20 protein-coding genes and 1 pseudogene are annotated in these 25182 nt (G+C 69.9%); 10 read left to right on the top strand and 11 right to left on the bottom strand.

What is annotated here, in order from left to right; translation table 11 throughout:
* Window positions 1–247 precede the first annotated feature (247 nt).
* Window positions 248–2962: pseudogene (locus AB5J53_RS03425) on the top strand (multifunctional oxoglutarate decarboxylase/oxoglutarate dehydrogenase thiamine pyrophosphate-binding subunit/dihydrolipoyllysine-residue succinyltransferase subunit); the annotation flags it as partial.
* 208 nt (window positions 2963–3170) lie between these two features.
* Here the strand turns inward: AB5J53_RS03425 and AB5J53_RS03420 are convergent.
* The 4 genes from AB5J53_RS03420 to AB5J53_RS03405 form a co-directional block, all read right to left on the bottom strand.
* Window positions 3171–4193, bottom strand: coding sequence for a TolB family protein (locus AB5J53_RS03420; protein WP_369244177.1), 1023 nt, complete (start codon window positions 4191–4193; stop codon window positions 3171–3173).
* The gene (locus AB5J53_RS03415) at window positions 4190–5461 is read right to left on the bottom strand and encodes an MFS transporter (protein ID WP_369244176.1); all 1272 of its coding nucleotides are present in this window, start codon (window positions 5459–5461) and stop codon (window positions 4190–4192) included. Before AB5J53_RS03415 ends, AB5J53_RS03420 begins: the two co-directional genes overlap by 4 nt.
* Window positions 5462–5466: 5 nt before the next feature.
* On the bottom strand, window positions 5467–6348 hold the full coding sequence (locus AB5J53_RS03410) for an alkaline phosphatase family protein (RefSeq protein ID WP_369244175.1): 882 nt from the start codon (window positions 6346–6348) through the stop codon (window positions 5467–5469).
* A gap of 305 nt (window positions 6349–6653) precedes the next feature.
* On the bottom strand, window positions 6654–7673 hold the full coding sequence (locus AB5J53_RS03405; RefSeq protein WP_369252034.1) for a GlxA family transcriptional regulator: 1020 nt from the start codon (window positions 7671–7673) through the stop codon (window positions 6654–6656).
* 530 nt (window positions 7674–8203) lie between these two features.
* Between AB5J53_RS03405 and AB5J53_RS03400 the strand changes: the two genes are divergently transcribed.
* Window positions 8204–8893 carry a type 1 glutamine amidotransferase domain-containing protein gene (locus AB5J53_RS03400; RefSeq protein WP_369244174.1) on the top strand — a complete coding sequence of 230 codons (690 nt, stop codon included), beginning with the start codon at window positions 8204–8206 and terminating at the stop codon, window positions 8891–8893.
* 451 nt (window positions 8894–9344) lie between these two features.
* Here AB5J53_RS03400 and AB5J53_RS03395 read toward each other — a convergent pair whose 3' ends face one another.
* The 3 genes from AB5J53_RS03395 to AB5J53_RS03385 all read right to left on the bottom strand — a co-directional run bounded on the left by AB5J53_RS03395 (window position 9345) and on the right by AB5J53_RS03385 (window position 11630).
* Window positions 9345–9932, bottom strand: coding sequence for a hypothetical protein (locus AB5J53_RS03395; protein WP_369244173.1), 588 nt, complete (start codon window positions 9930–9932; stop codon window positions 9345–9347).
* A 322-nt stretch (window positions 9933–10254) separates the two neighbouring features.
* Window positions 10255–10656 carry a nuclear transport factor 2 family protein gene (locus tag AB5J53_RS03390; RefSeq protein ID WP_369244172.1) on the bottom strand — a complete coding sequence of 134 codons (402 nt, stop codon included), beginning with the start codon at window positions 10654–10656 and terminating at the stop codon, window positions 10255–10257.
* A gap of 8 nt (window positions 10657–10664) precedes the next feature.
* Window positions 10665–11630, bottom strand: a complete 966-nt coding sequence (locus tag AB5J53_RS03385) for an acetylxylan esterase (protein WP_369244171.1) — start codon at window positions 11628–11630, stop codon at window positions 10665–10667.
* A gap of 271 nt (window positions 11631–11901) precedes the next feature.
* Between AB5J53_RS03385 and AB5J53_RS03380 the strand changes: the two genes are divergently transcribed.
* Window positions 11902–13611 (top strand): GAF domain-containing sensor histidine kinase, encoded by a 1710-nt coding sequence (locus tag AB5J53_RS03380; protein WP_369244170.1) that lies wholly within the window; start codon window positions 11902–11904, stop codon window positions 13609–13611.
* A gap of 347 nt (window positions 13612–13958) precedes the next feature.
* Here AB5J53_RS03380 and AB5J53_RS03375 read toward each other — a convergent pair whose 3' ends face one another.
* The gene (locus AB5J53_RS03375) at window positions 13959–14660 is read right to left on the bottom strand and encodes a response regulator (RefSeq protein ID WP_369244169.1); all 702 of its coding nucleotides are present in this window, start codon (window positions 14658–14660) and stop codon (window positions 13959–13961) included.
* Window positions 14661–15131: 471 nt separating this feature from the next.
* Between AB5J53_RS03375 and AB5J53_RS03370 the strand changes: the two genes are divergently transcribed.
* On the top strand, window positions 15132–16025 hold the full coding sequence (locus AB5J53_RS03370; protein ID WP_369244168.1) for a universal stress protein: 894 nt from the start codon (window positions 15132–15134) through the stop codon (window positions 16023–16025).
* A 23-nt stretch (window positions 16026–16048) separates the two neighbouring features.
* Here the strand turns inward: AB5J53_RS03370 and AB5J53_RS03365 are convergent, their stop codons facing one another.
* Together AB5J53_RS03365 and AB5J53_RS03360 are read right to left on the bottom strand one after the other, a co-directional pair.
* Window positions 16049–16804, bottom strand: a complete 756-nt coding sequence (locus AB5J53_RS03365) for a ferredoxin reductase (protein WP_369244167.1) — start codon at window positions 16802–16804, stop codon at window positions 16049–16051.
* A gap of 16 nt (window positions 16805–16820) precedes the next feature.
* Entirely contained in the window at window positions 16821–17426 is a 606-nt protein-coding gene (locus AB5J53_RS03360) for a sulfite oxidase-like oxidoreductase (RefSeq protein WP_369244166.1), read from the bottom strand.
* Window positions 17427–17690: 264 nt separating this feature from the next.
* Here AB5J53_RS03360 and AB5J53_RS03355 point away from each other — a divergent pair, with 264 nt between their 5' ends.
* Together AB5J53_RS03355 and AB5J53_RS03350 are read left to right on the top strand one after the other, a co-directional pair.
* Window positions 17691–18611, top strand: coding sequence for an NADP-dependent oxidoreductase (locus AB5J53_RS03355; RefSeq protein ID WP_369244165.1), 921 nt, complete (start codon window positions 17691–17693; stop codon window positions 18609–18611).
* A complete protein-coding gene (locus AB5J53_RS03350; protein WP_369244164.1) occupies window positions 18608–19363 on the top strand; it encodes a GNAT family N-acetyltransferase in 756 nt (251 codons plus the stop codon). The genes AB5J53_RS03355 and AB5J53_RS03350 overlap by 4 nt, the downstream gene beginning before the upstream one ends.
* Window positions 19364–19454: 91 nt before the next feature.
* Here AB5J53_RS03350 and AB5J53_RS03345 read toward each other — a convergent pair whose 3' ends face one another.
* Complete coding sequence (locus AB5J53_RS03345) at window positions 19455–19865, bottom strand: MarR family winged helix-turn-helix transcriptional regulator (protein ID WP_369252032.1); 411 nt, start codon at window positions 19863–19865, stop codon at window positions 19455–19457.
* A gap of 228 nt (window positions 19866–20093) precedes the next feature.
* Here AB5J53_RS03345 and AB5J53_RS03340 point away from each other — a divergent pair, with 228 nt between their 5' ends.
* From AB5J53_RS03340 to AB5J53_RS03325, 4 genes are all read left to right on the top strand, one after another.
* Window positions 20094–21161 (top strand): hypothetical protein, encoded by a 1068-nt coding sequence (locus AB5J53_RS03340; RefSeq protein WP_369244163.1) that lies wholly within the window; start codon window positions 20094–20096, stop codon window positions 21159–21161.
* A gap of 176 nt (window positions 21162–21337) precedes the next feature.
* Window positions 21338–22111 (top strand): putative protein N(5)-glutamine methyltransferase, encoded by a 774-nt coding sequence (locus AB5J53_RS03335; RefSeq protein ID WP_369244162.1) that lies wholly within the window; start codon window positions 21338–21340, stop codon window positions 22109–22111.
* A gap of 109 nt (window positions 22112–22220) precedes the next feature.
* The gene (locus AB5J53_RS03330) at window positions 22221–23021 is read left to right on the top strand and encodes an alpha/beta fold hydrolase (protein ID WP_369244161.1); all 801 of its coding nucleotides are present in this window, start codon (window positions 22221–22223) and stop codon (window positions 23019–23021) included.
* Between the two features lie 110 nt (window positions 23022–23131).
* Window positions 23132–25147: an FAD-dependent oxidoreductase gene (locus AB5J53_RS03325; RefSeq protein WP_369244160.1), complete on the top strand. Its 2016-nt coding sequence runs from the start codon at window positions 23132–23134 to the stop codon at window positions 25145–25147.
* Window positions 25148–25182 lie beyond the last annotated feature (35 nt).

Below are 25182 nucleotides of genomic sequence, written 5' to 3'. Positions count from 1 at the left end.
TGTGACGCCGTTATGGCATTCCGGGGTATCTCTCTCGGCCCCCGCGGCGCCGTAGCGTCGATGGCGGGACACGGCCGGACGGTTTCGCCCCCACGAGGGTGTTCCGGGGAAATTCAGTGGAAGCGAAGTCCGCGGTCACGACAAGTGATGACCGGGCAGTCCGGCCGTGTCCGCCATCGGTCGTTCCGCATGAGGAAAGAAGGCGATCCCCACAGTGGCGTCTCAATCACGCGCCGGGGAGCCGGTCCTGAACGGGCTGGAATTCGGCATCAACGAATGGCTCGTGGACGAACAGTACGAGCGATACCTGCGCGACCCCGGCTCGGTCGACCGGACCTGGAGGGAGTTCTTCGCCTCCCCGGTCTCCGTGCCCGCTCAGCAGGCGCGCAACGGCGCGACGACTGCGCATGACAGCACGGACGAGGCGGCAGTCAAGGCGGTCCGCGTTGCCGCGCTCATCGACGCGTATCGAGTCCGCGGACACCTGGTGGCCGATACCGACCCGCTCACGGCAGGGCGGGTGGTCGCACATCCGGAGCTCGACATCATGGCATTCGGGCTCCGAGACGATGACCTGCAAAGAGAGTTCGTCGTCGACGGGTTCGCCGGGCAGGCCACCATGACTCTTCGCCATGTGCTGAATGCCTTGCAGGAATCCTACTGCCGTAGCGTCGGCACCGAGTACATGCATATCCAAAGCTCCCAGGAACGTCGCTGGGTCCAGGACCGGATCGAATCATCTCGACCCCGGCCGGACGTCGCCGAACAATTGCAGATTCTCTACCGGTTGGGCACGGCAGAGGCTTTCGAGACGTTCCTGCAGACCAAGTACGTCGGCCACAAACGGTATTCGCTCGAAGGCGGCGAGTCGGCGATCGTGCTGCTCGACGCCCTGCTGCTCCGCTCCATCAGGCAAGGGGTGAGGGAAGCCGTCATCGGTATGGCACACCGAGGCCGGCTCAATGTTCTGGCCAACATCATCGGCAAGTCCTACGCAGAGATCTTCCATGAGTTCGAGGACGCAGTGGACATCCGGTCGGTCCAGGGATCCGGCGACGTGAAGTACCACCTCGGTGCGGAAGGGACCTACCGTGCCCTGGACGGCGGCACGATCGCCGTCTCCGTCGTGGCGAACCCCTCGCATCTGGAGATCGTAGGGCCGGTGGCCCAGGGGGTGGTGCGCGCCAAGCAGGACCGGGCCGCAGACGGTGGCGAAGCCTTTCCCGTATTGCCGATCGTCGTCCACGGCGATGCCGCATTCGCCGGTCAGGGCGTGGTCTCCGAAACGCTGAACATGTCACAGCTGCCCGGCTACCGCACCGGCGGGACGGTCCACATCGTCATCAACAACCAGGTCGGCTTCACGACCTCGCCCGCCAGCGGCCGTTCGAGCACGTACGCCACCGATGTGGCGAGGACGGTCGAGGCACCGATCTTCCACGTCAACGGAGACGACCCCGAGGCCGTTGCCCGGGTCGCACGCCTGGCCTTCGACTATCGTCAGGCGTTCCACAAGGACGTCGTCGTCGATCTGATCTGCTACCGGCGCCACGGGCACAGCGAGGTCGATGATCCATCCATCACGCAGCCGGCGATGTACGACCGCATCGACGGCAGGGCTTCGGTACGCAAGCTGTACGCCGAGGCGCTGGTCCGCCGAGGGGACATCGGCGAGCGGCAGGTGGAAGGCGCGTTGCGGGACTATCAGGGGCACCTTGAGCGGGCCTTCACCGAGACCCGGGCACTGTCGGTGCCCCACTCCCCGAAGCCCGCGAACCCCGTGGACGCTCACAATGCGGCCGCCCCCCAGGTGGCGACAGCGATCACGGAGGCGACCGCCCGGCACGTCATCGCTTCCCAGACCGGTCTGCCGGAAGGCTTCACCGTGCACAGGCGCGTTCTTCCGCAGCTCCAGAGGCGTGCCACGATGCTGGATGCGGGAACGATCGACTGGGCCACCGCGGAAACACTGGCCATCGGCTCCCTGTTGCTGGACGGGGTTCCGGTGCGGCTGGCCGGGCAGGATTCCCGCCGCGGCACGTTCGGCCAACGGCACGCCGTGCTCACCGACCGGCGCACCGGCGTGGAGCACACGCCGCTGAGCTCCCTCGGATCGCGGGCCGCCGGCTTCGCACCCTACGACTCGATGTTGTCCGAACTGGGAGCGCTGGCCTTCGAGTACGGCTACTCACTCGCGCGGCCCGACGCTCTGGTGCTGTGGGAGGCCCAGTTCGGCGACTTCGCCAACGGGGCCCAGACAGTCATCGACGAGTACATCTCGTCATCCGAACAGAAATGGGGCCAGCGCTCCGGGGTGACGCTGCTGCTGCCGCACGGCTCGGAGGGGCAGGGGCCCGACCACTCCTCCGGCAGGATCGAGCGATTCCTCCAACTCTGCGCGCAGGAGAACATGACCGTCGCCATGCCCTCCCTGCCGGGCAACTACTTCCATCTGCTCAGGCAGCAAGCGCTCGGCGAGCACAGACGGCCCCTGGTCGTCTTCACTCCGAAGTCGATGCTGCGGTCGAAGGCAGCCACCTCCAGGCTGACGGAACTCACCATGGGCGCGTTCCGTCCGGTCGTACCGGATGAGACGGCGGACACCGCCCGGATCAGGCGCGTGCTGGTGTGCTCGGGCAAGGTCTTCTACGACCTGGACGCCCACCGGCGAAGCGCTGACCTGTCGGACACCGCGATCATCCGCCTGGAGCGTCTCTACCCGTTCCCGGAGGAGGAGCTCAGCGCGGAACTCGCCCGTTTCCCCGGCGAGGCAGAGGTGCGATGGGTGCAGGAGGAGCCGGAGAACCAAGGGGCATGGTCCTTCGTGAGGCCCTATGTGCACCGGCTGGCGAGCCGTCCCATCGAATGCGTCAGCCGACCGCAGGCACCGGCCCCCGCCGTGGGCTCTGCCCGGCGGCATGCCGGCGAACAGAAGGATCTCGTGATGTCGGCCTTCCACTGACCGTGCCGCCTACAAGGGTCGCAAGACGGGCCCCGCGCACTACGGCCCGCGGCCTTTTGCCCCGGACACCTCTCGGGAAGGATCCGAGGAGTGTCCGGTTGCGTGACTCCACCCAGAAGTCGGTTGCGCCAGTTAGTTCTTGGTGTCCTGAAGTGCCTGGTGTAGTTGCCGGTAGACGATGGCGACGTCGCCGGCCGTGGCCGGCCTGTCACCCCAGATAGGCGGGGGCGACGGCCGAGGTCATGAGCCGGCGGGCTGCGCCGGTGCCGTTGGCGGGGACGGTCCACAGGTCCGAGCCGTAGTCGCCGGGGAGGGCGTAGACGAGGGTGGAGTCGTCGGCCCACAGTGCCTGGTCGTCGATGTTGCGCTGTTCGGCGGTCGCGGTCTCCGTCATGGTGCGCAGGTCGAGGACGTACAGCCGCCAGGGGGCGTCGGGTGAGGCTCCCTTGACGCGTTTCTTGTAGGCGATCCGGTTGCCGTCGGGGGAGAGGGAGGGGCATTCGACGTTGCGGTGCAAGGTGGTGAGGGTGCGTGCGGCAACGTCGCCGCGGACCAGGTAGGTCTGGCCGCCGGTCGCCAGCGTGGCGTAGAACTGGGTGTCGTCGGCGAAGGTGACGCCCCAGATGTTGGTGTCCGCGGCGCGGTAGGGCCGGCCGTCCTTGATGATGTGGAAGGTCTCCAGGTTGTCGTCGATGGCCCAGTTGCGGGTGTCGACGATGGCGGTGCGGGTGGAGAAGTTGGTGCCGGCGTAGGAGTCTCCGCTGACGAAGACCGTCCAGGCGACCATGTGGCCGGAGGGTGAGACCCGGGCCCGGGTCGGGATGCCTGCTGCCGGGAAGTGGTGCAGCTCGTGCAGGTGCGAGTCGAGTACCACCGCCCGGTAGGTGTCCTCCAGTGCGCCGTGCACGGCCTGCAGGCAGATGCCGGTACCGGCTGCCGCGTGGAAGCGCAGGCACTTGACGCCCGACGCGGTACGCGGCCCCTGCGGATCGTCGGCGGGCACGGTGGCGATCTCGTCGCGGTGCGGGCCCCAGGCCAGATTGCGCACCAGCAGTCGGCGGCCGGCCGTCGGCCGGAGCGAGACGGTACCGGCCCGCACGGTCGGACCGTCCGCCTGCTGCTGGTCACGCATGTCCGACCGGTGGGCGGCGTACAGCACCGACCCGGTGCCGACCGCGCCGAGCAGCACAACGGCGGCCAGCAGGATCACCAGGCGGGTTGTTCGGGTCATGCGGGCACCTCATCGGCGATACGAAGGACGAACGAGGCCACGACGGCGCTGACGGCCAGCGCGGCTGCGGTGACGGCGAGGGCGGTGCGCCCGCCCCACAGGCTCCAGGCCGCGCCGAAGGCGAGCGAGCAGGTGAACCGGGCCAGCGCCTGGCCGGTGCCCACCAGCGCCTGCCCGGCACCCTGGTGCTGTGCGGGGACGACTCCCGCAGTGGCGGCGGCGAGCACGCCGTCGGTGGTGGCGTAGAAGGTGCCGTGCAGCACCAGGACGGCGACCACGGCCGGGACACCGTGCCACGGGGAGAGCACCAGGCCGTAGCCGAGGAGCAGGACGCCGTGGCCGGCCAGGAAGAGCCGGCGGCGGCTGACGCGGTCGGCGAGTGCGCCGAGCGGGACGGCGAGCAGCAGGAAGAAGGCGGCCGTGCCCAGAGGCAGCAGCGGGAACAGATGGGCGGGCAGGTCCCCTTCGCGCTGGAGCAGCAGATACAGGAAGGAGTCGCTGACGGTGGTCAGGCCGAGCAGGGTCGCGCACACCGTGAGCCGGCGCAGTTCCGGACGGCGCAGCAGCCCGATGGCGTCACGCAGTGCCGGCGGGGCCGGTTCGGGGAGCCGTACCGCATCGGCGGGGGCGACGAGGTGGCGGGGCACGAAGAGCACCAGCACCAGGACCCCGAGCACGGCGACGCAGCCGCTGACCGCGAAGACCGCGTCGTAGCCGTCGACGGTGGCCCGTAGCACGGCGAAGGCGACGAGCGGGCCGAGCAGCGCTCCGGTGGTGTCCATGGCGCGGTGCACCCCGAACGCCCTTCCCCGGTGCTCGGGTTGGGTGGCCAGGGAGATCATCGCGTCCCGAGGGGCGGTGCGCAGTCCTTTGCCGGTGCGGTCGGCCGCGAGCACGGCGCTGATCATGGGGAGGGTGTGGGCGAGCAGCAGCAGCGGCTTGCACACCGCCGACAGGCCGTAGCCGAGGCCCGCCACGACCTTGTGCCGGCGGCCTCCCCGGTCGGCGAGGTGACCGCCGGCCAGCCGGACCAGGGCCCCGACGCCGTTGTTGATGCCGTCAAGGAGACCGAAACCGAGCGGCGACAGGCCGAGGCCCGCGACCACGTACAGCGGCAGGACGGCCGTGACCATCTCCGAGGAGATGTCCGTGATCAGGCTGACCGCACCCAGGGCCAGCACGGTGCCGGGCACAGCGGCCGACCGCCGCCCCGGACGGGTGTCCGGGGCGACGGCGGCCTTGGTGCTGCGGGAGTCCGCGAGATACACGGGCGTCAGTTCCAGATGCCGGTGATGTCGGAAGCCGAGGCGGCGTTGCCCGCGTGCGCGCTCAGACCGGCCAGGTCCTCCACGGTCCGCAGGACGTTGTAGTGGTTGTAGGTGGTGGAGCTGGAGCTGCCGGGAGTGACGTGCTGCCCGTAGAAGACGGTGGGGATGCGGTTGCCGGACAGCTTGTTGTCCTCGTCGAAGGTGACGGCGAGGATGCTGTTGTGGGTCTTGGCCCAGGTGGCGTACGCGCCCAGGTTGTTCTTGATCCAGGTGTCGCCCGTCGAGACCGAGCAGTCGTGCATGTCACTGCACAGGTTCGGGGTGACGAAGGAGACCTTCGGCAGGGTGGTGTAGTCGGTCGGGAACTGCGTCATGGTCTTGGCGCTGCTCGTCGGCACGTTGGAGAAGCCGAACCACGGGTTGTGCTTCTGCGCGTAGTTGCCGCTGCTGCAGGTCGTCGAACCCTGGCTGGGCAGCGACTCGTTGTAGCTCGCCCAGGTCTTCCCGGCGGCGATCAGCTCGGAGGCGAGGTTGGGCTTGTTGATGGAACCGACGCTCACGCAACTGTCGTCGGTGCGGCCCTGGTTGGAGCCCGAGAACAGCATGTAGTAGTTCGGCTCGCTGGGGTGGGTGAGACCGTAGGACTGCGTGAGGTTGGCGCCACCCGCCTTGAGGGTGTTGTTGATGTACGGGGCGCTGGAGCTGCCGATCACCTGCGAGTAGGCGTGGTTCTCCATCACCACGACCACCACGTGGTCGGGGGTCGGGAGCGCGGCGGCCTGAGCGGTGGAGGCTGTGGCGGCCCACAGACCGATCGACGTGGCGGTGAGGGCGACAGCACCGGCGAGTGCGGCGAGGGTGCGCTTGGGAGCCTTGACGGCGGTCATGACTGTCCTCCGGACAGGAGTGACGGACGTGCGGGGGGAGGCGCCGTAACCCTAGGAGCCCTGGGCCGGACCTGAGTGAAGGTCAGACGAACCGTGGGCCCCGCCAGGCGAACATCACGCCAGGCACAGGTCACGCAAGGTAAAGGGCGTGCCAAGCAGGCATCGCCGCGCTGCGGCACTACGGTGCACACAGGGGAACGCGGTTTGGGCGGGGGCGAGTTCGCTTCTCAGGAGCGGTGTCTGTATTCCGCTGAGCCGGCCTCAGGCAGCTGACAGCTCACCGGCATCGGCCCGTTGTGCCTCGACTACGAGGAGACCGCCGCGGACACCAGATCCTTCGTGCTCACGCCGGTCGTCCGGAAACTGGCCCGGTATGCACCAGGCGTCACACCCAGGTGCCGCACGAACGCTCTGCGGAGCGACTCGGGTGAGCCGAACCCTGTGCGCCGGGCTACGACCGCCATGGGGTCATCACCCGTCTCCAGCAGCACCTGGGCTGCTTCCAGCCTGACCTGCTCGACATACCGGGCCGGGGTGGTTCCCACCTCTTCGTAGAAGAGCCGGGTCACGTGACGGACGCTGACGCCTGCCCTGCGGGCCATGGCCGTTAGCGTGTGGTTGGCCCCGGGGTTCTCGGCGACGGCATCCAGGACCCGGCGGAGCATCTCCTGGCGGGTGTGCGGCGCCCGGGAGCGGACGCTGAATTGGGACTGGCCACCCGGTCGCTGCATGAAGACGACCATGTCCTTGGCAACCGAGCGAGCGACCTCCGCACCGTAATGATCTTCGACTAGCGCCAAGGACAGGTCGATACCGGCGCTGGCACCTGCCGAAGTCATCATCTTCCCGTCCCGCACGAAGATGGCGTCCGGTTCGACCTGCACGGATGGGAACCGCGAGGCCAGTTGACGTGAATGCCGCCAGTGCGTCGCAGCGCGACGGCCAGTCAGAAGTCCGGCCGCGGCCAGCAGAAACGCTCCCGTGCACACCGATGCCGTGCAGCGGCTCTTCTCGTTCAGTTGCCGGACAACATCCAAGAGTGCGTCGTCCTTGATCAGCGTTTCCCACTGCGGACCGCCCGGGATCAGCAGAACGTCGCACGGCTCTTGTACATCGTCGACGGAAAGGTCAGCGCCGAGGCGGGTCCCGGCGGAGGTGATCACCTCCGTTCCGTCCTCGGACGCAATCTGCACCCGATAGTGCCCGCCGAACTCGTTCGCCGTCGTGAACACCTCGATGGGGCCGGTCACATCGAGCAACCGCACGCCCGGGAACACGAACACCGTCACGGTGAGCGGACCCGTTCCAGGGTGCTTGTGGTTCATCGGGTGCCTCCGGGCCGTGCGCGGTGTGGACACTGGATCGATACGAGGCCGGCGACGGCATCGCGCTTCAGGATCCCGGTCCAAGGGGCTGTAACCGACCCCTTGAGGGGCTGGTCGGCGAGTGCATCCCGGAGATCAGGAACGGGGTCATGGCCTGCCCCGGTCCGCCGTTCGTCGGATCTCCGTGTGCTCATCATGTGCTCGTGACCCGTACCGAAGCCACGACCGGCTTACTACCTGCTGGAAGGCACAGACTCCCAGCCCACTCATCGGGAGTCGCACCGGTGGCGCACCGCGCCGCGGCCGGGCGAGCCGGTCACCATGCCCGGAGCCCTGCTCGGTCGGGTGAAGACGCCGGGACCGGAGAACTTCAATGCGACGGCACTGCGTAGTGCCGTGTATGCGGCCGATCAACGAAGTGCACGCGGCAGAGTCAGCCGGCAGGACCTAGATCACACTCTGATATAGGGTGTGTTCTGTAATGAATCCGGCTAAATCACACCAGATGCGGACGAGGAGACGGTTGTCCGATGGCGAAGCTACTTTTCGTGATGACCGGGGCGACGTACTGGACGCTCAAGGATGGCACCAGGCATGCCACGGGATACTGGGCCGAGGAGTTCGCGGCCCCGTACAAGGCGCTCACCGAGGCCGGCCATCAAGTGGTGGTCGCCACCCCCAACGGGGTGGTCCCGAACGTGGACATGATGAGCCTGCGCCCCGACATGGCCGGCAGCGCCCAGATCGCCCTTGATCTGGAGACGATCATCCGCTCCGCAGAGGTGATCCGGCGGCCGATCCAGTTGGCGAACGCCCGCCTGGAGGATTACGACGCCGTCTACTGCCCGGGCGGCCACGGCCCCATGGAAGACCTGTGCGTCGACGCGGACGCCGGCCGGTTGCTGACCGCGGCGCTCGCCTCCGGCAAGCCCCTCGCCATTGTCTGCCACGCCCCGGCCGCGATGCTGGCGACCAGGATCCACGGCGTATCGCCCTTCGCCGGCTACCGGATCACTGCGTTCACCAATGAAGAAGAGAACGCGGTCGGGCTCGGCCCGAAGGCCCGCTGGCTGTTGGAGGACGAGCTCATCGACCTGGGCGTCGACTTCACCAAGGGTGAGATCTGGAAGCCCTACACGGTGGTTGACCGCAACCTGTTCACCGGACAGAACCCTGCCTCGGCCGCCGTCCTGGCCGAACGACTGCTCAAGGTCCTTTAGCTCCTTTAGGTCCTTGAGGGGCATCTCATTCAGTGAGTCTGCGATAGCACATGAGGGAGCAGGCGAACTCGTCCGGCACCAGCCGCTCAACGATCCCCGCCAGGGCGAACAGGGCGGTACCTGCGGCGCGCCGCCGTCGGCGGTTCGGCGTCGGTCGCGTGCGCGGGACCGGTCACGGCTGTTGAGCACCACAGCTGGGTGGCAGATCGACGAGCAGTACGCCGACTTCGTGGCCGCGTACGGGTGGGACCTGTACCACCGGCATGGGTCCGAGACGCTGCGTGGCCTGCAAGCGGCATGACGACGTGACTCATGCAGAACGTTCAGGAGGGCGAGCGGGCGGCGGGCGAGGACAGGTCGGCGCATCGCCGCGTTGCGGAACGACGACCCACCGCGCGACTGGCAGCCGTGGTAGAGGCCGGTGTTCTGCGCCCCACTGAGCAAGATCCGTTCATAGAGGCAGATCTTTTCCCTGGAGTACGTCTCGGAGGCATGACTCCAGAGCTTCTCCAGCCGACTTCCACTTCCTCACCACTTCCCACATTTCGAGGGGAATGTCCAACGTTCGCGTGTCTTCCCATGCGCTTTCATGCTCGCCGGGATCTGGGCGGCCAGACCGTATTTCCGACTGGCGGTATTCGCTCCAGTCTTCGCGACGCTGTTCCTGGTAGCGGTCAATCCAGGTCAGGCCCTCTAGGAACTGTCGTGCGAGTTCACACTCGTATTCCCTGAGTAGCGCCCGATTCTGAATGAGAAAGGAATTCAACTTCGGGATCTCGGCCCTCAGGTCCTGGTTACCCGCGTTCCAGCGGGATTTGAGTTCGTACTGCTTGAGCATGTCGATGAGCGCCCGTAGAGCGGCTGCGCGTTCTTGGCGAAAAGGCGCTGCGAGGGTTCGGCGTTGCTCGGTCTCCAGCGCTTGTCGTGCTGCATGCTCGTTGCGTGCTTGGCGCTTTTCGGTGCGCGCCCACTGGAGGAATCCCAGGGCGGCCACCATTGCAGTCGCGACAACCGGTAGGGCGATCGACAACGTATCCATGGTGGGGGTCTTACCCGTCCCGTGCATACACGACGCCGGCGGGTCGACAGGTCCAACTGCCCGTGATGTCGATGATCGGTCGGTGGTAGTGCTCGACGGTCGGCTCTCGACGAACCCGCGGCCGTCCCTCTCCTGCTCCTCGGTGCTCTTGACGTCCCTACGGGTGACGAACCGCTCTTGATGTCCCTGCCGGTGATGAACCGAGGGTCAGCCTCCTCCGACGTTGCGTCAGAGGAGATCTCGCCCTTGGTCTCTGCGGTGGACAGGCGGGCCAAGCCCGCCCAGTTCTGTCCCTCCAGATTCCCCCAGTGTGCTCGCTGTCCTAAGTCATCTCCCATGGGAGAGAGGTCACGTACGCCGGGGTGCTGTGCCAGTAGTCGCGGGTTTCCACGGCCAGGCCGGCCGCGTCGAAGCGGACGAAGACGCAGCCCGCCAGCGTCGACGGCCGCCCGTCCTCCTCTGCGAGGACACGGAATTCGGCGACGGCCTGACCGTCCTGCCCGACAATCGGTTCGGAGAATCGAACGTCGGTCGCCTGCTCGGCCGCGAAGGACCACCGTACATACGCGGCGAGTTCGTCCCGGCCCCGGTGAGGCTCGCGGAACGGCATGGACCGGTGGACGCAGTCGGTGGCGTACAACTCCAGGATCGCGTCGACGTCGTGGGCCGCCCAGGCCCGTTCCCACACCGTGACAAAGCGCCGCGCCGCCCGAGCCGTGTCCATCACGGGCCTCAGAGGTGGTCGGGCAGCCAGCGCAGCTGAGCCGCCTCCTGGTAAGGGCCGCCGCCCTCGTGGTCGTTGAAGTCGTACACCTCGATCTTCTTGTCGTCGTGCGCCCACGCGTTGTACGCCGCGAAGACCGTCGACGGCGGGCAGGTCTGGTCCTCCAGGGCGACCGAGAACAGGGCGGGCGCCCGGCCTCGCGCGGCGAAGTGCACTCCGTCGAAGTAGGAGAGCGTGCGCAACACCTGGTCGGTGCGGCCGCGGTGGGTCTTGAGGTAGTTGCCGATCTCCCGGTAGGGGTTGCGGTCCGTGATCACCGTGGCGCGCGGGAAATCGCACAGGAACGGCACATCGGGAACGACCGCGGCCAGGTCGGGCACCAGACCGCCCACCGCGAGGGTGATGCCGCCGCCCTGGCTGCCGCCGAGGGCCGCCATGCGCGCCGCGTCGACCAGCGGATGCGAGCGGGCGGCCTCCACGGCGCGCACCGCGTCCGTGAACAGCCGTCGGTAGTAGTAGCCCTCGGGGTCCTCGACCCCGCGCGTCATGAAACCGGGGAACGCGGGCGCGCTGCCCACCGGGTCCGGGGTCTCGCCACCGCCCCAGGCACTGCCCTGGCCGCGCGTGTCCATCACGAAGTGCGCGAAGGCCGCCGATGCCCACAGCAGATGCGTGTGCGCAAGGCCGCGTCCGCCGCCGTACCCGATGAACTCGACGACGGTCGGCAGGGGCCCGTTCGCCCAGGCCGGGACGGTCAGCCAGCCCTTGACCGGGTGCCCGCCGAACCCGGCGAACGTGACGTCGTACACCTTGACGGTCTTGAGCGGTGTCTCGAACGGCTCGAAGCGCGCGGCGAGGTCGTGCTCACCGGCCTCCTGGAGCGTCTTGGCCCAGAAGTCGTCGAAGTCCTCGGGCTCGGCGGACGCGCTGCGGTAGTCGCGGAGCTCGTCGAGGGGGAGGTCGAACAAGGCCATGAAGGACCACCTTTGGCATCAGGGGTGCGGATGATCACACCGTACGTGTGCCGTGGGAGGTCGCCAAGCCTTGCCTCCCATCGGTCTCCGCGGCGCCCGTGCAGCGGGGGCGTCGGGCGTCCCCCGGGGGCGAGCCAGGCCGTGAAGCCCTGGGACGACCGGTTCCCCACGTCACCGCCACATTCAAGTCCCTGCTGCCACGGCCACGTTCAGCGGCTACGGTGAGACACCGAGTGGTGACGTCTCGTCGGCTCTCACCGGGGGAGGGCGCATGAGCGGGGACGGGCGCGGGGCCGGGTTGCCGAAGCTGCGCCTGGACGAGTTGCTGGAGGAACTGCAGGGGCGGATCGAGACTGTCCGCGGCACCCGTGACCGGCTGCAGGGCCTGCTGGAGGCGGTGCTGTCGGTGGGGCGCGAGCTCGACCTCGCGCAGGTGCTGCGCCGTATCGTCGAGGCCGCCGTCGTCCTGGTGGACGCCGAGTACGGAGCGCTCGGCGTGATCGGACAGCAGCAGAAGCTCTCGCAGTTCATCCCCGTGGGCGTCAGCGACGAGGTGTGGGCGGCGATCGGCGACCTGCCCTCCGGGCACGGTCTGCTCGGCGAACTCATCCGGAACCCGGAGCAGTTGAGGCTCGCGGAACTGTCCGAGCATCCCGCGTCGTCCGGATTCCCGCCGCACCACCCGCCGATGCGCAGCTTCCTGGGAGCCCCCATCCGGGTGCGCGACACGGTCTTCGGCAACCTCTATCTGACCGAGAAGCGCGGCGGCGGAGAGTTCGACCCCGAGGACCAGGCCGTCCTCGCCACCCTCGCCGTGGCCGCCGGTGTGGCCATCGAGAACGCCCGCCTGTATGGCGAGGCCAGGCTCAGGGAACGCTGGCTGGAGGCGGGTGCGGAGATCACCAGCGGGCTGCTGTCCGGGGTGCCCGAGCCGCAGGTCATGGAAGTCATGCTGGAGCGGGCCCGGGAGATCACCGCGGCCGACCTGGGCGTCGTCGACCTCGTCGTCGAGAGCACCGGCGACCTGCGCGGGGCGCTCGCGCTGGGGCACCAGGCCGAGGCGCACCTGGGACTCGTGCTGCCCAGGGAGGGCACGTTCGCCGGCGCCGCCCTGACCGCGGGCACGCTCGTGGCCACCGCCGACGTCCGCAAGGACACCCGGATCACCTACGGCCCCGACCGCTGGGAGGGCCTCGGGCCCGCTGTCGCCGTGCCCATGGGCACCCGGGAGGGGCTGCGCGGGGTCCTCATGCTGGCCCGGGGCGCCGGACGGACGCCCTTCACGGAGGTCGAGACCGCGCCGCTGCTCGGGTTCGCCGGGCAGGCCGCCTTGGCGATGGAACTCGCGGAACGGCGGCGCGACGCCGAGCAGATGAGCCTGCTCGAAGACCGCGACCGGATCGCCCGCGACCTGCACGACCTGGCGATCCAGCGGTTGTTCGCGACCGGGATGACCCTGCAGAGCGCGCAGCGCTTCGTGCAGCATCCGCAGGCCGCCGAACGCCTCAGCCGTGCCGTCGACGACTTGGACATCACCATAAAGATCATCCGATCGACCATCTTCGGACTGCGCGCCCATGAGACCCCCGACGCCGGTCTGCGTATCCGCGTCGTGCGCGCCCTGGAGCAGGCGGCAGGCGGGCTCGGCTTCACCCCCGCCCTGCGCATGGAGGGGCTGATCGACGTGGACGTGCCCGGCGCCATCGCCGAGGACGCCGTCGCCGTCGTCGGCGAGGCCCTCACCAATGTGGCCCGGCACGCGGCGGCCACCGCGGCGGAGGTGGCCCTCGTCGTGCGCGAGGGGCACCTCACGCTCCGCGTCGACGACAACGGCGTCGGCATGGAGACGGACGGCGGCCGCCGCAGCGGACTTCGCAATCTCGCGGAACGGGCCGAACGACTGGGCGGGCGCCTGACCGTGACGACACGTCAGGAAGGCGGCACACGCCTGGAGTGGCGGGTACCGCTGCGGTCACGCTGAGACCCTCTGGTTCGGGCGGCCTCTGCCGCTCCGGTTACGCCGGGTGTTCCTTGTCGGGGGTCCTCTGCCTCTCCGGTCATGCTGAGACCCTCTGGTTCGGGCGGCCTCTGCCGCTCCGGTCACGCTGAGACCCCCTGGTTCGGGCGGCCTCTGCCGCTCCGGTCACGCCAAGCGTTCCTCGCCGGGGGACCTCTGCCCCTCCGGTCTCGCTGGGCGATCCTGCTCAAGGCGGCCTCTGCCTCTCGGGTCTCGCTGGGCGATCCTGCTCAAGGCGGCCTCTGCCTCCCTTTCACGCTGAGTTCAAGTGACCCAGGTCAGCGCGGCCCGGCCGAGGCATCCTTGGCCAGTCACCCCTCCCGCCCCGAAGGCGGCGGGAACTGGGCCGCGATCACCGCGGCCTGGATGCGCCGCTCCACCCCCAACTTGCCCAGCAGCCGCGAAATCCCGTTCTTCACCGTCTTCTCGGAGAGGTACAGCCGCTCGCCGATCTGCCGATTGGTGAGCCCCTCGCCGATGAGGGCGAGGATGTCCCGCTCCCGCTCGGAGAGTCCGGTCAGCCGGGCGTCCTCCTCCTGCTGTGCGGTGCCCTCGCCCTGAGGATCCCGCAGGGCGCTCATCAGCCGCGCGGTCGTCGCCGGATCGAGCATCGACTGCCCGGAGGCGACCGTGCGGACCGCCGAGATCAGGTCCGAGCCCCTGATCTGCTTGAGCACATAGCCGGACGCCCCCGCCATGATCGCGTCCAGCAGCGCATCGTCGTCGTCGAACGACGTGAGCATGAGACACGCCAACCCCGGTATCCGCGACCGCAGTTCACGACAGACGGTGATCCCGTCGCTGTCGGGGAGCCGGACGTCGAGGATCGCCACGTCCGGACGCAGCGCCGGTCCACGGACCAGTGCCTGCTCGCTGGTTCCGGCCTCCCCGACGACCCGCATGTCCGGCTCGGCGTCGATGAGGTCGTGCAGTCCCCGGCGGACCACCTCGTGGTCGTCGAGGAGGAACACCCTGACGGGCGGCGTATGCGGCGCGTGCTCTGGTTCGTCCATGTCCACTGCTCCCCGGACGCTGGGGCCCCGGAGGCAGGGGGCCACGATCGATCGTCGCGTACTACGGCAAACGTCGACAGGGCCGAATGGTCCCTTCACAGGGGTGCGCCGCTGCCGCAGGGGGAGTGCACCGCACGCGTCACGCCGTGCGCCGCGTCCACTCCGGTTCGGCGCGCCTCGACGAGGCCGGAGCGGAGGATCGCGGTGCCGGGCGTGCACCCGGGTTCGCAGCTCCGCCTTCCCAGTGGGCCGAGCGGCCGTCCGCCCGTGAGATGGGCCGAACGGCCCCTGTGGGAGGCCGGTTCGCCTCTCCCGACGGACCGCGCACGGCTGCCAGCGTCCACAGTGGACCCGCGCCGATTCCAGCGCCGTACGACTGAACCGAGCCCTTCGTGGAACCCGCGCACCACTCCGCGCAGCGAACGGCAGCCCTGGACCGGCTGACCGCCGAACTCCCGGAAGGCAGGAGCCATGAGCATCGGCACCCGCACCATCACCGTAGGCATCGACGGCTCGCGCGCCAGTCTGGACGCCGCCGACTGGGCCGCCCGCGAGGCCGGGCGCCGCCGTCTCCCCCTGCGTCTGCTGCACGCGGGGGCAGACCCCGTCGTGCCCGCGCGGATCCCGGACGTCGACGTGCCGGCCGGGCGTGCCCGCTCCGCACTCGACCGTGCCGCGATCCAACTGTCGTACGCCCACCCGGCGTTGGACATCATCGCCCGCAGTACCGACACCCCCGCCGTTCCGGCGCTGCTCGCGGAGGCCGCGGAGGCCGAGACCCTGGTCCTCGGCTCACGCGGCTTCACCGGGTTCGCCGGATTCCTGATCGGCTCGGTCGCCCTCGCCGTCGCGGCCGGAGCCGAACACCCGGTGGTCCTGGTGCGCGCGGGCGAACTCCCCGAGGACGAACGGATGCCCACCGTCGACGGCACACCACCGAGCGCCGCCCCGTATCTTCCAGTGGTCCTCGGCCTCGACCTGGACCACCCGGCGGACGATCTCATCCGCTACGCCTTCGACACGGCCGCCGTCCGCTCGGCGCCGCTGCACGTGGTGCATACCTGGACTCTGCCCCCGCTGCGCGGCTACGCGCCCGGGATGCCGCTGCCCGGCGACACCGCCGAGCGGGAGGACGGCAAGCGGCACGTGCTGACCAGCACGTTGCAGCCGTGGCGCCACAAGTTCCCCGAAACACCCGTCTCCGAGCAGGTCATCTACGGCCACCCCGGACACCATCTGCTGAAGTCGTCCACCCGGGCCGGTCTGCTCGTCATCGGGCGCCGTTCGGGTGAGGGCCTGGGCCGCGCCGCGCACTCACTCATCCACCACGCCACGTGTCCCGTGGCAGTGGTGCCACACAACTGACAGCGGGGACTGCGGGAAACGCCTCAGCCGAAGCGCTCGATACGAATCCGGTCCACGGGCTGACCCGCCTCCACCAGCAACCGCGAGGCGTGCTCCGCGAACCCGTTCGAGCCGCACACATAGGCCTCCCACCCACCGCGAGGCTGCTCGGCCAGGAGCGGCGCCACATGTACGGCCGCCATACGTCCCACCGGCACACCGTGCGGCGCGCCGCGCGTGAAGACGAGCATGGTCTCCGCGCCGTACTCCCGCGCGTAGATGAGCTCTTCGGGGCTGCGGGCGGAGACGAGCAGCCGCAGCGGCACGTCCAGGGCCCGCGCGCGGTGGTGCCGCAGCATCGACATCAGCGGTACGACACCGGAGCCGGCGCCGATGAGCAGCGCGGGCCGGTCGCCCGGCCAGGCGAAGAAGCCGCTGAGCGGGCCGCGCACCTCGACCGAGTCGCCGGGCCGGGCGACGGTATGGAACCAGCCGGAGACCTCGCCGCCCTCGACATGGTCGAGCGTCAGCTCGATGTGCCCGGCGTCGCCGGGCGGCGACGCGATGGAGTAGTGGCGCTGCGCCACATACCCGTCCTCGGCGGTCAGCCGCAGCATCAGATGCTGCCCGGGCAGATGCCCCGTCCACTGCGGAACCGCGAACCGGAAGGTGGCGGCGTGTGGTGTCTCCCGGCGGATCTCGGTGAGCGTGGCCGTCTGCCAGGTGGCCGCGGCACGGTTGTTCACGGCGATCCGCCCGGGCACGGCGAAGGCCGTCGGGGGTACGAAGGTCTCGGTCATCGGGGATACGGCCGTCTCAGTCACCGGAGTAGCGCTGCTCTTCCCAGGGGTTGCCGCGTGCGTGATAGCCGTTCTGCTCCCAGAATCCCGGCTCGTCGTGGTCGAGGATCCTGAGGCCCGCGATCCACTTGGCGCTCTTCCAGAAGTACAGATGCGGCACGATCAGCCGCGCCGGGCCGCCGTGTTCGGCCGGCAGTGGCTTGCCGTCGTACTCCCACACGATCCAGGCACGGCCGCCGGTGAGATCGGCGAGCGGAAGGTTCGTGGTGTAGCCGGTGTGCGAGTACGCGACCGCGTGGGTGGCGGTCGCGTCGGGGCGTACGGTATCCAGGAACGCGTCGAGTGACACGCCCCCGAAGCGCACCCCGAACTTCGACCAGCTCGTCACGCAGTGGATGTCGCCCTCGTAGGCCGAGGCGGGCAGCGCGTGCGCCTGCTCCCAGTCCCAGGTGCGCGGCTCGGCCACCAGACCGTCGATCCCGAAGGTCCAGTCGGCGGGCGCCAGGTCGGGTGTGACCTCGGCGGCCAGGACGGGCCAGTCGTCGCCCGCGTCGTACTGCCCGGGCGGCAGCCCGGTGTTGTGGGCGCGCGGGCGCCCGGTGAAGCCTCGCGTGACATTCATGCGGGTGGTGCCTCCAGGCCGTCCGGGACGGCGGCCCGCGGATCGAGCGTGATCATTGCTTACGCATTCAACCGTACGCGGCTGTGCACCGTGCTCTGGCACGGGCAGGGCCCCGATCATTGCGGACGTATGAACTCTCCCGGGGCCGGGGAATAGCCGTGCCGCGATCTTCCTTGCCGCTAGAGCCAGTTCGGTGCCCTGTACAGCTACAACCGGTGACAGTGGCCCCGCGACCGGTGACAGCGAAGGAGAGTGAGGGAGCAGATGTCCAAGGCGTACGTCTTCACACGCTACGGCGGCCCGGAGACCGAGGCCCTGGTGGAGCGGGACCGGCCGAGCCCGGGCCCCGGCCAGATCCTCGTCGCCGTACGTGCGGCCGGTGTGAACCCCGTCGACTGGAAGCAGCGGACCGGTTACCGCCGCCCGGGCGGCCCGGAGCCCGAGCTGCCCGCCGTGTTCGGCAACGAGGTCGCGGGGGTCGTCGAGGCGATCGGCGACGACGTGACCGGCTTCAGCCCGGGCGACGAGGTCTTCGGCAACCCGGTGACCGGCGGGTACGCCGAGTACACGCTCCTTCCCGGCGCCGTCACCGCGCACAAGCCCGCCGAGCTGTCGTTCACGGACGCCGCGACCCTGCCCGTCGCGGCGGCCACCGCGTACGACGGAATCCGCCAGCTGGACCTTCCCTCCGGCGCGACCGTGCTGATCACCGGCGCGGGCGGCGGAGTCGGCGTCGCCGCCACGCAGATCGCGCGCGCCTTCGGGCTGCGTGTCGTAGGGGTCGCGAGCGACGGCAAGAAGGACTTCGTCGAGTCGCTCGGAGCCGTGCACGTCCCGTCGGGGCCCGACCTCGCGGAGCGGGTGCGCGCGGCGGCGCCGGACGGGGTGGACGCCGTGTTCGACCTCGTCGGAGGCGAGGTACTGGAAGCCGTGGCGACGCTGTTGACCGACCGTACGAAGCTGATCACCGGCGCCGACCGGGAGACGGTCGCGCGGCTCGGGGGCGTACCCGTCGCACGGGCCCGGACCGCCGCCGTGCTCGACGAGGTGGCGAAGCTCGTGGTCGACGGAAAGCTGCGACCGTTCGTGACGCGGACGTTCCCGCTCGACCGGGCCGGGGAAGCACTGCGCACCGTCGAGGACGGTCACGCGCGCGGCAAGATCGTGATCGAGGTGTCCGCATGAGCACACGCGCGCCGGACCATCCGGAGCTCGGTTCGTCGACCGGCCCGCACCCGCTGGACAACCCCGCCCTCGGCTCCCTGGCCGGCCCGCACGCTCACTTCGCCGAGCGCCGGGGCCGGGTCCTGCGCTACCCGGCGGACGTATCGCCGTGGCTGGCCCTGCCGGACGAGCCGGATGTCGACGACTGGGCGGACCTGGCTGCCCTGGTGGGCCCCGGTGCCGAGGCTCCGCTGGCGGGTTTCACCGGGCAGACTCCCGACGGCTGGGAGGTGACCTTCAGCGTGGAGGGTGTCCAGCTGGTCGACGACGGGATCGCCGCGGCGCCGGACGCCGAGGCCGTGCGGCTCGGCGCGGCCGATGTGCCCGAGATGCTGGACCTGGTCGAACGGACCAGACCCGGTCCCTTCCTGCCCCGCACCGTCGAGCTCGGCACCTATCTCGGCATACGCCGAAGCGGCGCCCTGATCGCCATGGCGGGGGAGCGGTTGCACCCGCCGGGCTGGACCGAGATCAGCGCGGTCTGCACCGACCCCGGCTTCCGGGGTGAGGGCCTGGCCACCCGGCTGATCCTGGCCGTCGCCCACGGCATCCGCGAGCGCGGCGAGACCCCCTTCCTGCACACCGCCGCGGGCAACACCAACGCCATTCGCCTCTACGAATCCCTGGGCTTCCGACTGCGCCGGACCACCCGGTTCATGGCGGCGCGTGTGCCCGAGCGCTTGGGGGACGAGCGGGTCGTGGGAGCGCGATGACGACGAGGACCGTGGTGGAGCTCCCCCGGTGAATACGCGACGGGGTGACGCCCGCCCACGTCGCGGCCGCACCTCCTGACGGAGGAGCTCCTCAGCTCGCGGCTCCCTTTCCGACGGGCGGTTCGTACGCCGAGTTGTAGTGCACGAGATACGCGGCGAACCGTTCCAGATCTTCCTCGGGCCAGCCCGTGAGCCGCTCCCGGAACGCCTCACGGCGGCTCTCGGTGACCTGGGCGAGAATCCGGGTGCCCGCCTCCGTCAGATGCAGCACCTGCACCCGGTGGTCCTCGGGGTCGAGTCGTCGCTCGATGAGCCCGGCCCGCTCCAGCGCGGCCACCTGACGGCTCACGGTGGACTTGTCGAGCGCGTAGTGCGAGGCCAGGTCGGTGGCACGGCAGCCGCCGCTCTCCTCCAGATGACCGAGCAGGGTGTACGAGACCAGGGACAGCTCGGGGTGCATGCGACCCGCCGAGGCCCGGGCCCGCCGGGCGAAGACGGTCATCTCGCGCTGAATGGTCTCGACAGCCGCGTCGGCGGCCGACGTGCCGGTGGTGTCCGCCGACGTGCCGGTGCTGTCCGCCGCCGACGTGCCGGCGGTGTCAGCCGACCTGTCGGCCGTGTCCGCCGACGTGCCGATGGTGACAACCGTCTCATCGCGCTCCTCGGATGCCTTCACGGGACCTCCCTCCACTCACCTGGTTGTATAGTACAACTTGATAGAGAGTTGTATATGCCAACCAATGGAGGTCTTGTGGTCACCGGCCTGCGCTCACCGGCCCTGCGCCATGTGCTCACGCACCTGGTCACACCCCTGCTGATGTGTCTCGGCATGGGGCTGGCCTACATGGGTGCGTTCGTGACGCCGGAGCCGCATCACCTGCCCGTCGCGGTCGTCGGCACCGGCCCGGAGGCGAAGGTCTTCGCCCAGTCGGTCAAGGACGAGGCGGGGGACAAGCTCGACGTGCGCACCGTCCCGAACCGCACCGAGGCGGTGGACCTGCTCAAGTCCCGTGACATCACGGGTGCTTACGTGTTGCGTGCGAAGTCGCCGGAACTGGTCGTCGCCACCGCCGCGTCCGACATGGGCGCCACGGCCGTCGAGAAGGTCTTCATGCCGGTCGCCGCCCAGCAGGGCGTGGTACTGAAGGTCACCGACGTCGCCCCGCCGGTCGACGACGACCCCACGGGCCAGGGCCTGTTCTTCCTGCTGATCGCGGTGAGCATCGGCTCGTACGCGTCCGTCGCCGCGCTCGGTGCCGCGGGCGCGGGCCTGCCCCTGCGGATGCGCGCGCTGCTGGCCGTCGGGGTCTCCGGCGTCGTGAGCGTCATCGGCGCGGCGCTCGCCGGGCCCGTCTTCCACCTCGCGCACCACGACCTCACGACGGTGTGGGGGATGAGCTGGCTCTACTCTGCGGGCATCGTCTTCATCGGCGTCGGGCTCCACACCTTCCTCAAGCGGTGGACCACACTCGCCATGATGGTGCTCTTCGTGATGCTCAACTTCACCAGCTCCGGAGGCCTGTTCCGGCCGGAGCTGCAGAACGGCTTCTTCGGCACCCTGCACGCCTTCTGGAACGGCGCCGGTTTCGTCGAGGGTGTCCGCAGCCTCCTCTACTTCGACCGCAACGGCCTGTCCGGCAATGTGGGAACGCTGGTCGCCTGGCTGGTGGTCGGCCTGTTGGTCACGGCCGTCGCCGGCGCCGTCGAGCGGGCGCGCGCCCGTGGCGCCGTACGGGAAGAGCCTGTTCCACAAGTGGAGGAGGCCGAGGAAGAGCTGGAGGAGTCGGTCGCCGTCTGACGGTTCCTGTAATGTGGCCGTCCCAGCTGCGGACCGCCCCAGTCGAGGAGTTGCCGAGGAGGTGGGACCCATTACCGCTGTGTCAGGTCGGGTGCTCTCACCTCGAGGCAGTGCGGCTCACCGCCTGTAGGTGACCGCGAGAGCGCCCTTCGGCCCCTCGAAAGGCTCTCGCTTTCATGACCCCTCTTTCTGATTCCGTCGTCGCCGCGCTCCGCTCCGCAGGCTGTGTCTTCGCCGAGGACGAGGCGGAGTTGATCCTCAGCACAGCCCGCACCCCGGACGAGGTCACCGCCATGGTGGACCGGCGTGTCCAGGGACTCCCCCTTGAACACGTCCTCGGCTGGGCCGAGTTCCGCGGTCTGCGCATCGGCGTGGAACCGGGTGTCTTCGTGCCCCGCCGCCGCACCGAGTTCCTCGTCGACCAGGCCGTGGCGCTCGCGAAGGGCGCGTCCGTCGTCGTGGACCTGTGCTGCGGCTCGGGCGCGGTGGGCGCCGCCCTCGCCGCGGCCCTCGGCGGGCCCGAGCTGCACGCCGCCGACATCGACCCGGCCGCGGTGCGCTGCGCCCGCCGCAACGTCGCGCCGTTCGGCGGACTCGTCCACGAGGGCGACCTCTTCACGGCCCTACCCGACACCCTGCGCGGACGCGTCGACGTCCTGGCCGCCAATGTGCCGTACGTCCCCACCGAGGAGGTCGGCCTGCTGCCCTCCGAGGCCCGCGACCACGAACCCCTGGTCGCACTCGACGGCGGCGCGGACGGGCTCGACCTCGTGCGCCGGGTCGCCGTCGAGGCACCCCGGTGGCTGGCTCCCGGTGGCTGCCTCCTCGTCGAGACGAGCGAACACCAGGCATCCCTGGCCGTCGAGGCCTTCACCCGCAGCGGTCTGATCACCCGGCTGGAGGTCTCGGAGGAGATGTACGCGAACGTCGTGATCGGCGTCCGGCCGTAGTCACGGAGGCCGGTGCGTCCGACATGCCGCGTTCCGTCCTGGATCGTCGGGTCGCCCCGTTCGGCGCGCCACACTGTGGCCGACCGTGACGGCGGACGGAGGGCCGAAGGTGAGCAGTCCCGACGAGTTCCGCGCGTGGGACGTCCGCGAGTCCGGGCCCACCGACGCGCAACGGAGAGTGCTGCTGCTGCCCGGCGGGATGTGCAGCACGGCGTTCTACGACGACCTGATGGCCGCACCGGCGCTCGCCTCGGCGCCGGTGCGGCTGGTGGCCGCGACGGTGCCGGGCCATGCGGGCACTCCACCCCCACGAGATCTCGGCATGGAGAACTACGCGGCGCTCGCCGGCGCGTTCGCGGCGGCGCGCGGCTGCGATGTCGTGGTCGGCCACAGTCTCGGTGCCAATATCGCCCTGGAGATGGCGGCGGGCGGGCACTTCGCCGGCCCGCTCGTCCTGCTGTCCCCGACCTTCTCGCGGCCCGACGAGCCCCAGGTGCTCGCCGTGGCCGACCGCCTGGGGCGGCTGCCCGGCATCGGGGCCCTGACCTGGTCGGCCCTGGTGAAGGTGATGCCCCGCGCCATGGCGAGCAGTCTTCCCCCGGCCCGCCGCGCGGCGTTGGTCGCCGAGTTCAAGAAGAACGACCCGGCGTTCTGCCGCCGGGTGGTCCGGCACTACTTCGAGTACCTGGACCGGCACGGATCGCTGGTCCCCCGGCTCCGCTCTTCGGGCGTGCAGACCTGGGTGGTACGCGGCGACCACGACGAGATCGGGCTGACCGCGCAGGAGCGGGCCGCACTGGAGGCCAGCCCCAACGTCACGATGGTCGCCGTCCCCGGCGCGGGCCACCTGGTGATGGTCGACCAGCCCGCACCGGTCGCCGAGCTCGTCGCCCCGGTGGCCTTCGGCTGACCCGAGCCCGCCAACCCGATCCAGCTGGCCCGAGCCACTTGTGCAACTAGTTGCATAAAGAGCGTGTCGTCGTCTACAACAGAGGCACGACACCGCGCACGGAGGGCCCGATGAGCCGTTACCCGCACCTGCTGAACCCGCTCGACCTGGGCTTCACCACCCTGCCCAACCGCGTGCTCATGGGCTCTATGCACGTGGGCCTGGAGGAGGCCGAGCGCGGCTTCGAGCGGATGGCGGAGTTCTATGCCACCCGGGCGCGCGGCGGTGTCGGCCTCATCGTCACCGGCGGCATCGCGCCCAACGAGGCGGGACGGCCGTACGAGGGCGGCGCCAAGCTGACCACCGAGGCCGAGGCCGAGCAGCACGCCGAGATCACCGCCGCGGTGCACCGCGAGGGCGGCAAGATCGCGATGCAGATCCTGCACTTCGGGCGGTACGCCTACCACCAGGACCTGGTCGCCCCGAGCGCCCTGCAGGCGCCGATCAGCCCCTTCCCGCCGCACGCGCTCAGCGACGCCGAGGTCGAGCAGACCATCGACGACTACGCGCGCGCCGCCCGCCTCGCCCAGCGGGCCGGGTACGACGGCGTGGAGATCATGGGCTCCGAGGGCTATCTGATCAATGAGTTCATCGCCGCCCAGACGAACCAGCGCGAGGACCGCTGGGGCGGCTCGTACGAGAACCGCATGCGCTTCCCCGTAGAAATCGTCCGGCGCGTACGCGAGGCCGTCGGCGAGGACTTCATCATCATCTACCGTCTGTCGATGCTCGATCTGGTGCCGGGCGGCTCCTCCCTCGACGAGGTGATCACGCTCGCCAAGGCCGTCGAGGCCGCCGGAGCGACGATCATCAACACCGGCATCGGCTGGCACGAGGCCCGTATCCCCACCATCGCGACCTCGGTGCCGCGCGGCGCGTACGCCTGGGTGACCAAGAAGGTCATGGGCGCCGTCTCCATCCCGCTGGTGACGACCAACCGCATCAACACCCCCGAGCTGGCGGAGCAGTTGCTCGCGGACGGCCACGCCGACATGGTGTCGCTGGCCCGCCCGATGCTCGCCGACCCCGACTTCGTCGCCAAGGCGGAAGCCGGTCGCCCCGAGGCCATCAACACCTGCATCGGCTGCAACCAGGCCTGCCTCGACCACACCTTCAGCGGCAAGATCACCTCCTGCCTGGTCAACCCGCGCGCCTGCCACGAGACCGAGCTCGTCCTGTCACCGACCCGGCTGCGCAAGCGCGTCGCCGTCGTCGGCGCCGGTCCCGCCGGACTCGCCTGCGCGGTCAGCGCGGCCGAGCGCGGCCACGACGTCACCCTGTACGACGCCGCCCACCAGATCGGCGGCCAGCTCAACGTCGCCCGCAAGGTCCCCGGCAAGCAGGAGTTCGACGAGACGATCCGCTACTTCCGTACGCAGCTCGAACTCCACGGCGTGGACGTCCAGTTGAACACCTGCGTTTCCGCGGACGGACTGGACGGCTACGACGAGGTCGTCGTCGCGACGGGCGTCAGCCCCCGCACCCCCGAGATCCCCGGCGTCGACCACCCCAGCGTCGTGGGCTACCTCGACGTGCTGCGCGACGGCGCCCCCGTCGGCGACCGCGTCGCGATCCTCGGCGCCGGCGGCATCGGCTTCGACGTCGCCGAGTACCTGACCGACAGCGGCGACAAGGCGAGCGAGGACCCGGCGACGTACTTCCGCAACTGGGGCGTCGACATGGACTACCGGGCCCCCGGCGGCCTCGCCGCGCCCGAGCGGCCCGCGCCGCCGCGCACCGTCCATCTCCTGCAGCGCAAGGCCTCCAAGGTCGGCGCCGGGCTCGGCAAGACCACCGGCTGGATCCACCGCACCGAGCTCAAGCACCGGGGCGTCACCATGGTCCCGGGCGTCCAGTACGACCGGATCGACGACGCCGGGCTGCACGTCACCGTCGAGGGGCACAGCCAGGTCCTGGAGGTCGACACGATCGTGCTGTGCACCGGGCAGGAGCCGCGCCGCGACCTGTACGAGGAGCTGCTCGCCGCGGGGCGCAGCGTGCACCTCATCGGCGGCGCGGACGTGGCCGCCGAGCTGGACGCCAAGCGTGCCATCAAGCAGGGTACCGAGCTGGCGGCGGCGCTCTAGGGACGAGAGGCGGGAGGGCCGTCGCGGCGTCCGCG

Origin of the sequence: Streptomyces sp. R41 (genome assembly GCF_041053055.1) — a bacterium.
Taxonomy (GTDB): Bacteria; Actinomycetota; Actinomycetes; order Streptomycetales; family Streptomycetaceae; genus Streptomyces.
The sequence above is the reverse complement of the archived record's forward strand: the minus strand, read 5'-3'. Positions and strand labels throughout refer to the sequence as shown.

What these genes read in the sequence shown, in the direction of transcription:
- AB5J53_RS03340 (WP_369244163.1), top strand. Translation starts at nt 20,094, where the DNA reads ATGCCAACCAATGGAGGTCTTGTGGTCACCGGCCTGCGCTCACCGGCC.
- AB5J53_RS03385 (WP_369244171.1), bottom strand. Translation starts at nt 11,630, where the DNA reads ATGGCCTTGTTCGACCTCCCCCTCGACGAGCTCCGCGACTACCGCAGC.
- AB5J53_RS03380 (WP_369244170.1), top strand. Translation starts at nt 11,902, where the DNA reads ATGAGCGGGGACGGGCGCGGGGCCGGGTTGCCGAAGCTGCGCCTGGAC.
- AB5J53_RS03370 (WP_369244168.1), top strand. Translation starts at nt 15,132, where the DNA reads ATGAGCATCGGCACCCGCACCATCACCGTAGGCATCGACGGCTCGCGC.
- AB5J53_RS03350 (WP_369244164.1), top strand. Translation starts at nt 18,608, where the DNA reads ATGAGCACACGCGCGCCGGACCATCCGGAGCTCGGTTCGTCGACCGGC.
- AB5J53_RS03405 (WP_369252034.1), bottom strand. Translation starts at nt 7,673, where the DNA reads ATGAACCACAAGCACCCTGGAACGGGTCCGCTCACCGTGACGGTGTTC.
- AB5J53_RS03345 (WP_369252032.1), bottom strand. Translation starts at nt 19,865, where the DNA reads ATGACCGTCTTCGCCCGGCGGGCCCGGGCCTCGGCGGGTCGCATGCAC.
- AB5J53_RS03335 (WP_369244162.1), top strand. Translation starts at nt 21,338, where the DNA reads ATGACCCCTCTTTCTGATTCCGTCGTCGCCGCGCTCCGCTCCGCAGGC.
- AB5J53_RS03365 (WP_369244167.1), bottom strand. Translation starts at nt 16,804, where the DNA reads ATGACCGAGACCTTCGTACCCCCGACGGCCTTCGCCGTGCCCGGGCGG.
- AB5J53_RS03395 (WP_369244173.1), bottom strand. Translation starts at nt 9,932, where the DNA reads ATGGATACGTTGTCGATCGCCCTACCGGTTGTCGCGACTGCAATGGTG.
- AB5J53_RS03355 (WP_369244165.1), top strand. Translation starts at nt 17,691, where the DNA reads ATGTCCAAGGCGTACGTCTTCACACGCTACGGCGGCCCGGAGACCGAG.
- AB5J53_RS03360 (WP_369244166.1), bottom strand. Translation starts at nt 17,426, where the DNA reads ATGAATGTCACGCGAGGCTTCACCGGGCGCCCGCGCGCCCACAACACC.
- AB5J53_RS03390 (WP_369244172.1), bottom strand. Translation starts at nt 10,656, where the DNA reads ATGGACACGGCTCGGGCGGCGCGGCGCTTTGTCACGGTGTGGGAACGG.
- AB5J53_RS03420 (WP_369244177.1), bottom strand. Translation starts at nt 4,193, where the DNA reads ATGACCCGAACAACCCGCCTGGTGATCCTGCTGGCCGCCGTTGTGCTG.
- AB5J53_RS03375 (WP_369244169.1), bottom strand. Translation starts at nt 14,660, where the DNA reads ATGGACGAACCAGAGCACGCGCCGCATACGCCGCCCGTCAGGGTGTTC.
- AB5J53_RS03325 (WP_369244160.1), top strand. Translation starts at nt 23,132, where the DNA reads ATGAGCCGTTACCCGCACCTGCTGAACCCGCTCGACCTGGGCTTCACC.
- AB5J53_RS03410 (WP_369244175.1), bottom strand. Translation starts at nt 6,348, where the DNA reads ATGACCGCCGTCAAGGCTCCCAAGCGCACCCTCGCCGCACTCGCCGGT.
- AB5J53_RS03400 (WP_369244174.1), top strand. Translation starts at nt 8,204, where the DNA reads ATGGCGAAGCTACTTTTCGTGATGACCGGGGCGACGTACTGGACGCTC.